This is a genomic window from Pseudomonas sp. TTU2014-080ASC (assembly GCF_001446935.1).
GTDB lineage: Bacteria > Pseudomonadota > Gammaproteobacteria > Pseudomonadales > Pseudomonadaceae > Aquipseudomonas.
The window spans coordinates 372,426-385,867 of record NZ_LKKK01000001.1 but is presented as its reverse complement, the minus strand read 5'-3'; the positions used below and the strand labels follow the sequence as shown (position 1 = coordinate 385,867).

Annotated in this window: 11 protein-coding genes; 9 read left to right on the top strand and 2 right to left on the bottom strand. The window is 55.6% G+C overall.

Going from position 1 to position 13,442, the window contains the following annotated elements:
* Positions 1-180 precede the first annotated feature (180 nt).
* Both AO726_RS01780 and AO726_RS01775 read left to right on the top strand, forming a co-directional pair.
* Positions 181-1,299 carry a DUF5610 domain-containing protein gene (locus AO726_RS01780; protein WP_058066327.1) on the top strand — a complete coding sequence of 373 codons (1,119 nt, stop codon included), beginning with the start codon at positions 181-183 and terminating at the stop codon, positions 1,297-1,299.
* Between the two features lie 59 nt (positions 1,300-1,358).
* Positions 1,359-1,601: a glutaredoxin family protein gene (locus AO726_RS01775; protein ID WP_058066326.1), complete on the top strand. Its 243-nt coding sequence runs from the start codon at positions 1,359-1,361 to the stop codon at positions 1,599-1,601.
* Between the two features lie 64 nt (positions 1,602-1,665).
* On the opposite strand, the gene AO726_RS01770 is transcribed toward AO726_RS01775, so the two are convergent.
* Both AO726_RS01770 and mfd read right to left on the bottom strand, forming a co-directional pair.
* On the bottom strand, positions 1,666-2,205 hold the full coding sequence (locus AO726_RS01770) for a CsiV family protein (protein WP_058066325.1): 540 nt from the start codon (positions 2,203-2,205) through the stop codon (positions 1,666-1,668).
* A gap of 10 nt (positions 2,206-2,215) precedes the next feature.
* Positions 2,216-5,653 carry a transcription-repair coupling factor gene (gene mfd / locus AO726_RS01765; protein ID WP_058066324.1) on the bottom strand — a complete coding sequence of 1,146 codons (3,438 nt, stop codon included), beginning with the start codon at positions 5,651-5,653 and terminating at the stop codon, positions 2,216-2,218.
* 151 nt (positions 5,654-5,804) lie between these two features.
* Here mfd and AO726_RS01760 point away from each other — a divergent pair, with 151 nt between their 5' ends.
* From AO726_RS01760 to nqrF, 7 genes are all read left to right on the top strand, one after another.
* Complete coding sequence (locus tag AO726_RS01760; protein WP_058066323.1) at positions 5,805-7,253, top strand: glyceraldehyde-3-phosphate dehydrogenase; 1,449 nt, start codon at positions 5,805-5,807, stop codon at positions 7,251-7,253.
* A gap of 336 nt (positions 7,254-7,589) precedes the next feature.
* Positions 7,590-8,927, top strand: a complete 1,338-nt coding sequence (locus AO726_RS01755) for a Na(+)-translocating NADH-quinone reductase subunit A (RefSeq protein ID WP_058066322.1) — start codon at positions 7,590-7,592, stop codon at positions 8,925-8,927.
* A 3-nt stretch (positions 8,928-8,930) separates the two neighbouring features.
* Entirely contained in the window at positions 8,931-10,142 is a 1,212-nt protein-coding gene (locus AO726_RS01750; RefSeq protein WP_058066321.1) for an NADH:ubiquinone reductase (Na(+)-transporting) subunit B, read from the top strand.
* Entirely contained in the window at positions 10,135-10,923 is a 789-nt protein-coding gene (locus AO726_RS01745; protein WP_058066320.1) for a Na(+)-translocating NADH-quinone reductase subunit C, read from the top strand. Before AO726_RS01750 ends, AO726_RS01745 begins: the two co-directional genes overlap by 8 nt.
* On the top strand, positions 10,920-11,594 hold the full coding sequence (locus AO726_RS01740) for an NADH:ubiquinone reductase (Na(+)-transporting) subunit D (protein WP_177330536.1): 675 nt from the start codon (positions 10,920-10,922) through the stop codon (positions 11,592-11,594). Before AO726_RS01745 ends, AO726_RS01740 begins: the two co-directional genes overlap by 4 nt.
* Positions 11,594-12,202 carry an NADH:ubiquinone reductase (Na(+)-transporting) subunit E gene (gene nqrE, locus AO726_RS01735; protein WP_013714786.1) on the top strand — a complete coding sequence of 203 codons (609 nt, stop codon included), beginning with the start codon at positions 11,594-11,596 and terminating at the stop codon, positions 12,200-12,202. The genes AO726_RS01740 and nqrE overlap by 1 nt, the downstream gene beginning before the upstream one ends.
* 15 nt (positions 12,203-12,217) lie before the next feature.
* Positions 12,218-13,441 carry an NADH:ubiquinone reductase (Na(+)-transporting) subunit F gene (gene nqrF / locus AO726_RS01730; RefSeq protein WP_058066318.1) on the top strand — a complete coding sequence of 408 codons (1,224 nt, stop codon included), beginning with the start codon at positions 12,218-12,220 and terminating at the stop codon, positions 13,439-13,441.
* Position 13,442: the final 1 nt, after the last annotated feature.

Sequence of the window (13,442 nt, the reverse complement as noted above, 5' to 3'; positions counted from 1 at the left end):
ACTAGCACTTAAGTGTGGCTTTTGAGTATGGGACGGCCTCACAAAATGTGCCCAATGTCATTCGTCAGATCGTATGCGCTGCTCAACGTTACGCCATTAGTCCGGTTATTAAGACGTATGCCTAAAGAATAGTCCGGGGCTGCCGCTATAGAGCTGAATACCCGTTTCAGGTGCACTGTCATGAATCCCTTGGCTAGCTTTGCCTCCGCAGCTTCCCGCCTTCCGGCGTTCAATCCGCAACCTATCAGCCGCAACGGCGTTGATGGTCAGTCGACGCTGGCTAACCGTTTGGGCGAGCGGTTAGGACTTGAGCCGGGCGCATTAACGACTAAGGCCAGTGATTATTCGCCGGATAAAGTGGCGGAACGAGTGCTGGGATTCGTTGGGCAGCGCCTGCAGGCTGAAAAAGCTGCAGGGGCGGATACCGCGCAGTTACAAGGTTTACTCGATCAGGCCCGGGCCGGGATTGAGAAGGGCTTTGCTGACGCCCGCAAGATTCTCGATGGAATGGGCGCACTGCAGGGCAAGGTGGCTGAGGATATCGACTCAACCTATCAGAAGATTCAGGATGGTCTCGGCGAGCTGTCCAAGCAGATCAAGCCTTTGTCTGGTAGTACCGCGAATCTGAGCGCAGCAGCCTACAGTGAGCGCTTTACCGCTCAGGCTGAGACCTTTGATATGGCGATCACCACTCGTGATGGTGATCGTCTGCGTATCTCTGTGGCACAAGCCTCGGCCAATTGGTCGCAGAGCGCAGCAGCATTTAGTAGCAACGGCTCCAGCAGTGTGGCAGTTGCCAGCAGCCAGTCAGGCAGCATCCAGATCGGCGCCTGGCAGGTTCAGGTGGATGGCGAGCTTGACGATGAAGAAGTGGCCGCGCTGGAAAAACTCTTTAGTCAGGTACAGGAGCTGTCTGACAAGTTTTACGCCGGCGATCTGTCCGGGGCCTTCGATAAGGCCATGAACTTAAAAATGGATGGCGAACAACTCGCGTCCATGAGCCTACGACTGACCCAGACTAGCATTCGCCAGGCAACCGACGCTTACAGTGCAGTCGCTCAGGAAGGCAATGGCCAGGCCAGTAGTGCTGTTAACGGTTGGCTGGCCGACTACGCCCAGGCATTGTTGGATGCGCTGAAAAGCGCTGAACAGGTCTCGGATAAAGAGGCGGCTCCGGAAAACCTGCTGGCACTGCTTAACGGTGGTTTCTCGCTGGATGACCGCTTCAGCCCGGCGGCATTGGACAAGGCCGGCCAACTCAATCAGAGCTTGCTTGAAGGACTCAGCAAGCTGATCTAGGTCTCTAAGTCAGGCGCAGTGATAGACTACTGCGCCTTTCGTTACCTGGATGCCTGCTGATGTTTCCCGAGTGCCAACTGTTCGGAACCCTTGGTTGCCACCTTTGCGAAGTGGCTGAGGCGGTGCTCATGCCGTTTGCTGAGCGTGGCCTGCTGGTCGAGTTAATCGATATTGCCGAACAAGAACAATGGGTCGAGGCTTATGGCTTGCGCATACCGGTATTGCGTCGATTGGACACCGGCGCGGAGCTCAACTGGCCGTTTGCTGCTGAGCAGGTTGTGGAATTTCTGCAGACCACTTGAGTTTGATGTGATTGCAACTGAACTAAAAAGGGCCGCTAATGCGGCCCTTTTTAGTTGCCGGGATTCACAAGGCCCGTATACGGATCAGCATGCCGATGCTGCCACCGTCCAGATAGGTTAATTCTCCCACGCTCAGGCGCGAGGTGCGCTTGAGTCGCTCGCTCTGGGAAATTGAACCATGGTTGTCGAAGCGATTGACCCAAATGTCGGCATCCAGCTCCACCGGTCGTTTTTCGCGCAGGGTAATGGTGCCTTGTACCGGAAAGTGCCCGAACTGGCCTTGCCCCTCACTGATGGCAACGCTGCTGTCATCACTGCTGATGCTTTGCTGCCAGGCTTTGTGTAGCAGAATCTGATAGCCGTTCTCAGGTGTCAGTTTGCTGGCCTCATCGTTCAGTGTGGAAACGCGACTGATACTACTGTCTAAGACGCGGGCATTTTCGCTCCAGTCATCCTTGGGCTGTTGAGTGCTTGGGATGACCTGCTCAGACTGGCGAAAAACGATGGTTTCGACCAAGAACAAGCTATCTGCCAGTGCAGCAGGGGCGTTGAGCCCGCCGAATAGGGTAAGTACGAGCAAAGCCAGTGAACGTAATGCACGCATGAAGCAATCCTTAGGTTGACGGGGTGAGGCGTTCAAACAAGGCCTCAATTGTATTGAAACGCTCTTCGGCGCGCTCCATCGGCACCTGGAATTTGAAGAGAGTTGCACCTTCGAATTTGTAGCGGTTTGGTGCGCTCTGAATCAGCTTGATCAGGGTCAGAGGGTCGACGCAGGTGTCCGTCGCAAACTCTACCCGTCCGCCTTGCGGACCTGCATCGACTTTGGTGATGCCAAGCTTTTCTGCCTGCAGTTTCAGCAGCGTCAGGCGGATCAGGTTCTTGGTCGCATCCGGCAGCAGGCCGAAGCGGTCGATCATCTCCACTTGCAGCTCTTTCAGGCCTTCCTCATCGCTGGCGTTGGCGATGCGTTTGTACAGAATTAGGCGCGCATGCACATCCGGCAGATAATCCTCGGGGATCAGCGCCGGTACGCGCAGGTTTATTTCCGGGCCGCCGCCCAGTGGTTGTTCCAGATTTGGCTGTTCACCCTTGCGGATGGATTTGACTGCCCGTTCGAGCATTTCCATATACAGGGTGAAGCCGACCGCCTGGATCTGCCCGCTCTGGCCATCGCCAAGCAGTTCGCCAGCACCACGGATTTCCAAGTCGTGGGTGGCTAGGGTAAAGCCAGCGCCAAGGTCTTGCGCGCCGGAAATGGCTTCCAGACGCTTTTGCGCGTCGTCGGTCATCGCCTTGCGCGCTGGAGTCAGTAGGTAGCAGTACGCTTGGTGGTGGCTGCGGCCGACGCGGCCACGCAGTTGGTGCAGTTGCGCCAAGCCGAACTTGTCGGCGCGCTCAATGATGATGGTGTTGGCGCTCGGGACGTCGATGCCGGTTTCGATAATGGTTGAGGCCACCAGCACGTTGAAGCGCTTGTGGTAGAAATCGCCCATCACCTGTTCCAGCTCGCGCTCGCGCATCTGCCCGTGACCGATGCCAATACGAGCTTCCGGGACCAATTCAGCCAGGTCTGCGGCACATTTTTCGATGGTTTTTACATCGTTGTGCAGGTAATACACCTGGCCACCACGTAGCAGTTCACGCAGCAACGCTTCCTTAATGACGTTGTTGTGTTCTTCCATCACAAAGGTGCGCACAGACAGGCGACGGGCGGGCGGCGTGGCGATAATCGACAGATCGCGCATGCCGGCCACAGCCATATTCAGGGTGCGCGGAATTGGTGTAGCGGTGAGGGTGAGAATGTCCACCTCGCTGCGCAGCGCTTTGAGCTGTTCCTTCTGGCGCACCCCAAAACGGTGTTCTTCGTCGATGATCACCAGCCCCAGATTGCTGAACTTGACGTCATCCTGCAGCAGTTTGTGGGTGCCGATAACGATATCCACCTTGCCTTCGGCCAGTTGCTGCATGGCGTCACTGACTTCTTTGGCGCTCTTGAAGCGGCTCATCACTTCCACTTTTACCGGCCAGTCGGCGAAACGGTCACGGAAGCTGTTGTAGTGCTGCTGGGCGAGCAGGGTGGTGGGCACCAGAACGGCGACCTGTCTGCCGCTATGTACGGCAATAAAGGCTGCGCGCATGGCTACTTCGGTCTTACCAAACCCCACATCGCCGCAGACCAGGCGATCCATCGGTTTGGCTGCCAGCATGTCTTCACGCACAGCATCAATGGCGGCTTGCTGGTCGGGTGTTTCTTCGAACGGGAAGCCGGCACTGAACGTGGCGTAGTCAACTTTCGGGTCTGCGAAGGCATATCCTTCACGGGCGGCGCGGCGTGCGTAGATGTCGAGCAATTCGGCAGCTACGTCACGCACCTGTTCTGCTGCTTTGCGCTTGGCTTTTTGCCAGGTTTCAGAACCCAGTTTATGCAATGGTGCCAGAGCGTCGTCGCTGCCTGTGTAGCGGGCGATCAGATGGAGGCTGGCGACCGGTACATAGAGTTTGGCTTCGTCGGCGTATTGCAGGGCGAGGAACTCGGCGGCCTGGCCGTCGAACTCCATGGTGACTAAGCCGAGGTAACGGCCCACGCCGTGGTCGATATGCACCACCGGCGCGCCTTCGCGCAGCTCGGTTAGGTTTTTGATGACGTTGTCGCCGCCATCGCGGGTTTTCTCCCGACGCCGACGCTGCATGACGCGTTGGCCGAATAGCGGGCTTTCGGCTACCAGGGCCAGATCATCCAACAGCAGACCTTCGTCCAGCGGTGCAATGCAGATGCCCAGACGATCCTTGCCGGTAGTAAAAGCCTGCCAGTTCTCAAACTCTTTCGGCTTGAGTTTCAGTCGGGCCAACAGCTCAAGCAGCACTTCGCGGCGACCTGCGGACTCGGCGCAGAACAGTACGCGACCGGTGTATTCCTCAATAAAGCGGCGCAGCGCAGCCAGTGGCTCACCGGCTTTGGCCTGAATTGCCAGGTCTGGTAAATGGCGCGCGTTGAAGCAGCTGTTACCGACACCTTCTTCTATGTCGTCCTGACTGATGACTACGCGGGGCCAGCTTTTTAGGCGGGCAAAGCAATCTTCTACGGGTAGGAAAATATCGGCTGGAGGCAGCAGAGGGCGCTCGGGGTCGACTCTGCGGTCTTCGTAGCGGCTGCGTGCATCGGTCCAGAACTGCTCGGAGGCTTTTTCGATTCCCGGAAGTGAGAACACCTGTGTGTCAGTTGGCAGGTAATCGAAGAGGGTGGCTGTTTCTTCAAAGAACAGTGGCAGGTAATACTCGATACCGGCTGGTGTAATGCCGGTGCTGAGATCCTGATAGATCGGGCAGCGGCGGAAATCTACGTCGAAACGCTCGCGGAAGCGGCCACGGAAGTCAGTAACAGCCTTTTTCTCCAGCGGGAACTCGCGGGCAGGCAGTAGTTTGATGGATTCGACCTTATCTACGGAGCGCTGAGTTTCCGGGTCGAAGGTGCGCAGTGTCTCCACTTCATCGTCAAACAAGTCGATGCGGTAAGGCTCGCTGCTGCCCATCGGGTAGATATCAATCAGGGCTCCGCGAACTGCAAATTCGCCATGTTCGTACACCGTGTCAACGCAGCGATAGCCTGCCGCCTCAAGGTTGCCGCGCAGTTGCTCCACATCGACCTGCTGGCCGACCTCCATCACCAAGCTGCTACCCAGCAGAAAGCGCTTGGGAGCTAGGCGATGTAGTGCCGTAGTGATCGGCACAACCAAAATGCCATGTTTCAGTTCCGGCAAGCGGTAGAGAGTCGAAACCCGCTGGGAAATGATGTCCTGATGCGGAGAGAACAGGTCGTACGGCAGGGTTTCCCAGTCAGGAAAATGCAGAATCGGCAACTCAGGCGCAAAAAAACGTAGCTCCTGCTCAAGCCGCTCGGCACTTTGGCTGTCAGGCGTCAGTAATAAAGTGAAACGTTTGGCGCTGCTGGCAGCTTCGGCAATCGCCAGACTCAGTGCAGCTCCGGGCAAGTTGCCCCAATGTTGTTTCCCGGCGCTGGCCGGTAGGGACGGAAGGCGCAGTACGGACACAGGTGGCTCACGTTGGTGGTACGAAGCGGGGGATTGTAGCGGGCGATTGGCAGTGGTGTCAGTCAAGACAGTCGTGGATTGCTCCCGAACGCCGGCATCGTCATAATGTAGCCCCTTTTTTTCAGCCCCTACAAAGTGGAAGGTACTGCCCGTGACTCAGAAGCCCGACCAGTGTCTCGGTGAGTGGATTGATCGTGAAGCTCTCGCAGAAGCGATGATTCCGATGATTGGCCAGCTCTACCGTAACAATAACGTGGTCACCTCGATCTACGGCCGTGGTCTGATCAACCGTTCGGTTATCGACATTCTTAAAGCCCACCGTTTCGCACGTCATCGCCTGAGCGATGAAAGCGAACTGTCGGTTCACGATACCTTCCCGGTGCTCAAAACCATGAGCGAACTGAAGCTGGGTTCGGCTTCGGTTGATCTGGGCAAGATGGTCGGTAAGTTCAAAACCGAAGGCAATGGCCGCAGCATTGAACAGTTTGTCAAGGACGAACTGGCTGACGTTGCAGGCAAGCAGAACGGTGATGCCCGCGAAGGCACTGATGTTGTGCTGTACGGTTTTGGCCGTATCGGTCGCCTGTTGGCGCGCATCCTGATCGAGAAAACTGGCGGCGGTGACGGCCTGCGTCTTCGTGCCATCGTTGTACGTAAAGGTGCAGAGAACGACCTGATCAAGCGTGCCAGCCTGCTGCGCCGCGACTCAGTGCATGGCAAGTTCAATGGCACCATCACCATTGATGAAGCCAACAACACCATCACTGCCAACGGCAACCTGATTCAGGTGATCTACTCCAACGATCCGTCCTCGGTTGACTACACCCAGTACGGCATCAAGAACGCGCTGCTGGTGGATAACACTGGTAAATGGCGTGATGCAGAAGGCCTGGGTCAGCACCTGAAGTGCCCGGGCGTTGATCGCGTGATTCTGACTGCACCTGGCAAAGGCGCGCTGAAGAACATCGTTCACGGCATCAACCACAGCGAAATCAGTGCTGACGACAAGATCATTTCCGCTGCTTCCTGCACCACCAACGCCATTGTGCCGGTGCTGAAGGCTGTTAATGATCAGTACGGCATCGTCAACGGTCACGTTGAAACCGTTCACTCCTACACTAACGACCAGAACCTGATCGACAACTTCCATAAAGGAAGCCGTCGCGGTCGTAGTGCTGCGCTGAACATGGTTATCACTGAGACTGGCGCGGCCACTGCTGCGGCCAAGGCTCTGCCGGTGTTGAAAGGCAAACTGACCGGTAACGCGATCCGTGTTCCGACGCCGAACGTTTCTATGGCTATCCTCAACCTGAATCTTGAGAAGGCCACCACCCGCGAAGAGATCAACGAGTACTTGCGCCAGATGGCCATGCACTCCGAGCTGCAGAAGCAGATCGACTTCGTACAGTCGCAGGAAGTTGTTTCGACTGACTTCGTTGGCTCGCGCCACGCAGGTGTAGTCGACGCAGAAGCCACTATCTGCAATGACAACCGTGTTGTGCTGTACGTGTGGTACGACAATGAGTTCGGTTACAGCTGTCAGGTGATTCGTGTGATGGAAGATATGGCCGGTGTAAATCCGCCAGCTTTCCCACGCTAATCGCTAAGTAACAAAAAACGGGAGCTTCGGCTCCCGTTTTTTGTTTGTGATGTTTTGAATTTTGCACAGCAGTGGTTGCTTTTTTGTTTTACAAAAGGTGTGTGTAAGGCCGTTTTACGCATGTGGCGTAGGTTTACGTGCAAAGCCAACGGTCAAGAAAAACAAGGTCTTGTGTGGCCAGTCTTTGGTTCTGGCCTCTATAATTGGCCAGATTTTCCCGCGACCGACATTTAAGTGCAGTGTTTGATGGATTCAAACGCTGTGTCGCACTTTTAAATTTCAGCAGGTGCGATCGGTAACCTAAAAGGCTTAATAAATCAGTGGTTAGGCAAACCTATGATCAAAATCAAACATGGGCTTGATTTGCCCATAACCGGCGAGCCGGTGCAGCGTATTGAGGCTGGTAAGCCTGTGCGTAGCGTCGCCGTCATAGGCTTCGACTATCACGGCATGAAACCGACCATGGACGTTCAGGTCGGTGATCGCGTCAAACTTGGACAAGTATTGTTTTCGGACAAAAAGTCCCAGGGCATCCATTACACCGCCCCGGCAGCGGGGGTTGTCAGTGCCATTCACCGTGGTGAAAAGCGTGTACTGCAATCGGTCGTAATCGATGTTGACGGCGATGAGGCCATTACATTTGCTCATCTCAGTGCAGACAAACTGAGCACTGCCGGTGATGAAAAAGTTCGTGAATTGCTGCAGCAGTCAGGCCTGTGGACTGCGCTGCGCACGCGTCCGTTCAGCAAGGTGCCAGCTATAGATGCTGTGCCAGCATCGATTTTTGTCACTGCAATCGATACGCACCCTCTGGCAGCCGATCCGACTGTGATCATTGCTGAATACGCAGCAGACTTTGAGAACGGCCTGAAGGTTTTGACCAATCTGGCCAAAGTCTTCCTGTGTAAAGCGGATGGCAAGCAATTGCCGGGCGAGCAGGTAGCTAATGTGCACACCGAAGCATTCGCTGGTCCGCACCCAGCGGGGCTAGCTGGTACGCATATTCATTTCCTTGACCCGGTACATGTGCACAAGAGCGTATGGACTATCAACTATCAGGATGTGATTGCGGTCGGCAAATTGTTCACTACAGGCCAGCTTTGGACAGAGCGCGTGGTGTCTCTGGCCGGGCCGGTTGTCAATCAACCGCGTCTGTTACGTACCCGTTTGGGGGCCAATCTCTCTGAGCTGACCGCGGGTGAGTTGAATAGCGGTAACAACCGTGTAGTGTCCGGCTCTGTTTTGGGTGGCCGTACTGCCCGCGGTGCGTGCGACTTCCTGGGGCGTTATCACCTCCAGGTTTCCTGTCTGGCTGAAGGTAATGAGCGCGAACTCCTGCATTACATGCGCGCCGGCGTGAACAAGCATTCGGTAATGAATATCTTTATTTCCAAGCTTATGGCCGCCAAGAAATTTGCCTTCTCCACAAGCACAAATGGCAGCCCACGTGCCATGGTTCCGGTAGGTAACTATGAGGCAGTGATGCCGCTGGATATCCTCCCAACTCAACTGCTGCGTTATCTGATCGTTGGTGATACCGAAATGGCCCAGAAACTCGGCTGTTTGGAACTCGACGAAGAAGATCTGGCGCTGTGCACCTATGTCTGTGCTGGCAAGTATGAATATGGCCCGATCCTGCGGGACAACCTCACCCGCATCGAGAAGGAGGGTTAATCCGTGGGCATTCGTGCATTTCTCGATAAGATCGAGCACAACTTCGAAAAGGGCGGTAAGTACGAAAAGTGGTATGCCTTATATGAGGCATTTGACACCTTCTTCTACCGTCCAGGCAGTGTGACCAAGACTACCGCTCACGTGCGTGATGGCATCGACCTCAAACGCATGATGATCACCGTGTGGCTGTGCACCTTTCCGGCCATGTTCTTTGGTATGTGGAACGCGGGCTACCAAGCCAACCTGATCTTTGCCCAGAGCCCCGAGCTGCTGGCAAGCCAAGATGGCTGGCGCTTTGCTTTGATCGGCTCGCTGGCTGGCTTCGATCCGAACAGCCTGTGGGACAACTTCATCCAGGGTGCTGCTTACTTCCTGCCTGTCTACGCGGTGACCTTCATCGTCGGCGGCTTCTGGGAAGTGCTCTTTGCTTCGATCCGCAAACATGAAGTTAACGAAGGCTTCTTCGTCACCTCCGTGCTGTTTGCCCTGATTCTGCCGCCGAGCATCCCACTGTGGCAGGTTGCATTGGGGATCAGCTTTGGTGTGGTGATCGGTAAGGAAGTATTCGGTGGTACCGGCAAGAACTTCCTCAACCCGGCACTTGCTGGCCGTGCATTTCTGTTCTTCGCCTACCCGGCGCAAATGTCCGGCGATCTGGTGTGGACCACTGTGGATGGCTTTGCTGGTGCAACATCCCTGAGCCTGGCTGCGTCTGGCGGTATTGATAACGTCATCAATCACGGTGTTACTTGGATGGATGCCTTTATTGGTACGATTCAAGGTTCGCTGGGGGAAACCAGCACGCTGGCCATCATGATCGGTGGTTTGGTGTTGCTGCTGAGCAAGATTGCTTCGTGGCGCATTGTGGCAGGCGTCATGCTGGGCACGATTGCTACCAGCATGTTGTTCAACTCAATCGGATCGGACAGCAATCCGCTGTTCGCCGTGCCGTGGTACTGGCACGTCGTGATGGGGGGTTTTGCGTTCGGTATGTTCTTCATGGCAACCGATCCCGTTTCGGCGTCCATGACCAATACCGGCAAGTGGATCTTCGGTGCCCTGATCGGTGTGATGGTTGTGCTGATCCGTGTGGTCAACCCGGCTTTCCCTGAGGGCATGATGCTGGCGATCCTGTTCGCCAACCTGTTTGCACCGCTGATCGACCACTTTGTCGTTCAAGCCAATATCAAGCGGAGGCTGGCACGCAATGTCTAGTCAAAAAGAATCCACCATCCGCACGCTGACGGTGGCAGTACTGGTGTGCTTGGTGTGCTCGGTGTTCGTCGCCGGCGCTGCCGTGGCACTGAAGCCGACCCAGGTTGAAAACCGCCTGTTGGACAAGCAGCGCAGTATCCTTGCCATTGCTGGCTTGGGAGAGGCTGGCATGTCCGGTGCCAAGGTCAAGGAAGTGTTCGACAGCACCATTACCGCCAAGCTGGTGGACCTGGAGAGCGGTAAGTTCTCTGATGCGTTTGATCCGATTACCTTCGACCCGCTCAAGGCCGCCAAGGATCCGAAAACCTCCGAGGTTCTTAAGGGCAGCGAAGATATAGCCGGGATCAAGCGCCAGGAGCGTTACACCACTGTTTACTTGGTGGAAAAGAACGGCGAAATGGACACCCTGATCCTTCCGGTGCGTGGTTATGGCCTGTGGTCGACCCTGCACGGTTTTATCGCCCTGAAAGGTGACTTGAACACTGTTGTGGGCATGGGCTTCTACCAGCATAGCGAGACTCCTGGTCTCGGTGGCGAGGTGGACAATCCGAAATGGAAAGGCCAATGGCCTGGCAAGACCCTTTTCGATGAAAACGGCAAACTCGCCGTACAGATCGTCAAGGGCGGTGTCGATCCGCAGAGCCCGCAAGCTACTCACCAAGTCGACGGCCTGGCCGGCGCCACCCTGACCAGCGTCGGTGTGGACAAGCTGCTGAAGTTCTGGCTCGGCCAGAACGGCTTCGGCCCGTTTATCGCTAACCTGCGTGCAGGGGAGGCCTGATCATGTCGCAGCCGACTATTAAAGAAGTCCTGCTTAATCCGATCTTCAACAACAACCCTATTGGTCTGCAGATCCTCGGAATCTGCTCGGCGCTGGCAGTGACCTCGAACTTGCAGACCGCGCTGGTGATGTCCGCCGCGCTGACGCTGGTGACTGGCTTCTCCAACCTGTTCATCTCGATGATCCGCAGCCAGATCCCGGGTTCGATCCGCATGATCGTGCAGATGGTGATCATCGCCTCGCTGGTAATCGTGGTCGATCAGGTCCTCAAGGCCTATGCCTTCAGTTTGTCCAAGCAGCTTTCGGTGTTCGTTGGTCTGATTATCACCAACTGCATCGTGATGGGGCGTGCCGAAGCTTTCGCCATGCAAAATCCGCCCATGTTGTCGTTCTTTGACGGCATCGGTAACGGTCTGGGCTATAGCGCCATGCTAATTGCGCTGGGTGTCATCCGTGAGCTGTTCGGTGCCGGCAAACTGATGGGCTACGAGGTCTTTTCGGTGGTCAACGATGGTGGTTGGTATCAGCCCAACGGCATGCTGTTGCTGCCGCCTTCCGCGTTCTTCCTTATCGGTCTTTTCATCTGGGCTATCCGTAGCTGGAAGAAGGATCAGGTAGAGGCGAATGCCTACAAGATGGCACCTCAGGTATCCAGCAAGGAGGCCTACTAATGGAGCATTATCTCAGCCTGCTGGCCAAGGCTGTGTTCGTCGAGAACATGGCGCTGGCTTTCTTCCTAGGCATGTGTACTTTCATCGCTATCTCCAAGAAGGTCGAGACTGCAATTGGTCTGGGCATCGCGGTGATTGTGGTGCAGGTCATCACCGTGCCGGCGAACAACCTGATTTATACCTATCTGCTGAAGGATGGTGCGCTGGCGTGGGCTGGTCTGCCTGAGGTCGATCTAAGCTTCCTTGGCCTGCTCAGCTACATTGGCGTGATCGCGGCTATCGTACAGATCCTCGAGATGCTGCTGGATAAATACGTACCGGCGCTCTACAACGCCTTAGGCGTGTTCTTGCCGCTGATCACCGTGAACTGCGCCATCATGGGTGGCACCCTGTTCATGGTAGAGCGCGACTACAACCTGGCCGAAAGTACCGTTTATGGATTTGGCTCTGGTCTGTCTTGGGCGCTGGCGATAGCCGCGCTGGCGGGTATCCGCGAGAAGCTCAAGTACAGCGATGTACCGGCTGGCTTGCAGGGGCTGGGCATCACCTTCATCACCATCGGTCTGATGTCGTTGGGCTTCATGTCCTTCTCCGGCGTGCAGCTGTAAGGAAAGGATGAACAGATGAATTACGAAATCTTTCTCGCCATCGGCATGTTCACCGCCATTGTTTTGGCGTTGGTGGTGCTGATTCTCGCTGCCCGCGCCAAGCTGGTTTCCAGCGGTGACGTAAGCATCGAGATCAACGGCGAAAAAACCATCGTTGTACCGGCTGGCGGCAAGCTGCTGCAGACGCTGGCCAACCATAACATCTTCCTGTCCTCTGCCTGTGGTGGTGGTGGTACCTGCGCTCAGTGCAAGTGCATTGTGGAAAGCGGTGGTGGTGAGATGCTGTCCACCGAAGAATCGCACTTCACCAAGCGTGAGGCCCGTGCGGGCTGGCGCCTGTCTTGCCAGACTCCGGTTAAGCAGGACATGAAGATCGAAGTCCCGGAGGAGGTCTTCGGAGTCAAGAAGTGGGAATGCACCGTCGAGTCCAACCCGAACGTCGCTACGTTCATCAAGGAGCTGACGCTGAAGTTGCCCGAAGGCGAGAATGTCGATTTCCGTGCCGGTGGTTATGTGCAATTGGAGTGTCCACCGCACGAAGTTCACTATAAGGACTTCGATATTCAGGAGGAGTATCGCGGTGACTGGGACAGGTTCAACCAGTGGAAATACGTGTCCAAGGTTGAGGAAACCGTCATTCGCGCTTACTCGATGGCTAACTACCCGGAAGAAGAGGGGATTGTTAAGTTCAATATCCGTATCGCCTCGCCGCCTCCTGGTAAGGACGATCTGCCGCCAGGCAAGATGTCTTCCTATGTGTTCAGCCTCAAGCCGGGCGATAAGATCACTGTGTACGGACCTTTCGGTGAGTTCTTCGCCAAAGATACCGATGCTGAGATGGTCTTTATCGGTGGTGGTGCCGGGATGGCGCCAATGCGCTCGCACATCTTTGACCAGCTCAAACGCCTCAAGTCCAAGCGCAAGATCACCTTCTGGTATGGTGCCCGCTCTCTGCGTGAAGCCTTCTATACTGAGGAGTTTGACAAGCTGCAGGCTGAGAACCCGAACTTCCAGTGGCATCTGGCTTTGTCCGATCCTCTGCCAGAAGACAATTGGACGGGTTACACCGGCTTCATCCATAACGTGCTGTACGAGAACTACCTCAAGGATCATCCTGCTCCAGAGGACTGTGAGTTCTACATGTGCGGCCCACCCATGATGAACGCATCGGTGATCAAGATGCTGGTCGATTTGGGAGTAGAGGAGGAGAATATCCTGCTCGATGACTTCGGCGGCTAAG

Bases quoted from the DNA above. Each gene is read 5' to 3' on its own strand.
- nqrE (WP_013714786.1), top strand. From the start codon at position 11,594: ATGGAGCATTATCTCAGCCTGCTGGCCAAGGCTGTGTTCGTCGAGAAC.
- AO726_RS01775 (WP_058066326.1), top strand. From the start codon at position 1,359: ATGTTTCCCGAGTGCCAACTGTTCGGAACCCTTGGTTGCCACCTTTGC.
- nqrF (WP_058066318.1), top strand. From the start codon at position 12,218: ATGAATTACGAAATCTTTCTCGCCATCGGCATGTTCACCGCCATTGTT.
- AO726_RS01780 (WP_058066327.1), top strand. From the start codon at position 181: ATGAATCCCTTGGCTAGCTTTGCCTCCGCAGCTTCCCGCCTTCCGGCG.
- AO726_RS01745 (WP_058066320.1), top strand. From the start codon at position 10,135: ATGTCTAGTCAAAAAGAATCCACCATCCGCACGCTGACGGTGGCAGTA.
- AO726_RS01770 (WP_058066325.1), bottom strand. From the start codon at position 2,205: ATGCGTGCATTACGTTCACTGGCTTTGCTCGTACTTACCCTATTCGGC.
- AO726_RS01755 (WP_058066322.1), top strand. From the start codon at position 7,590: ATGATCAAAATCAAACATGGGCTTGATTTGCCCATAACCGGCGAGCCG.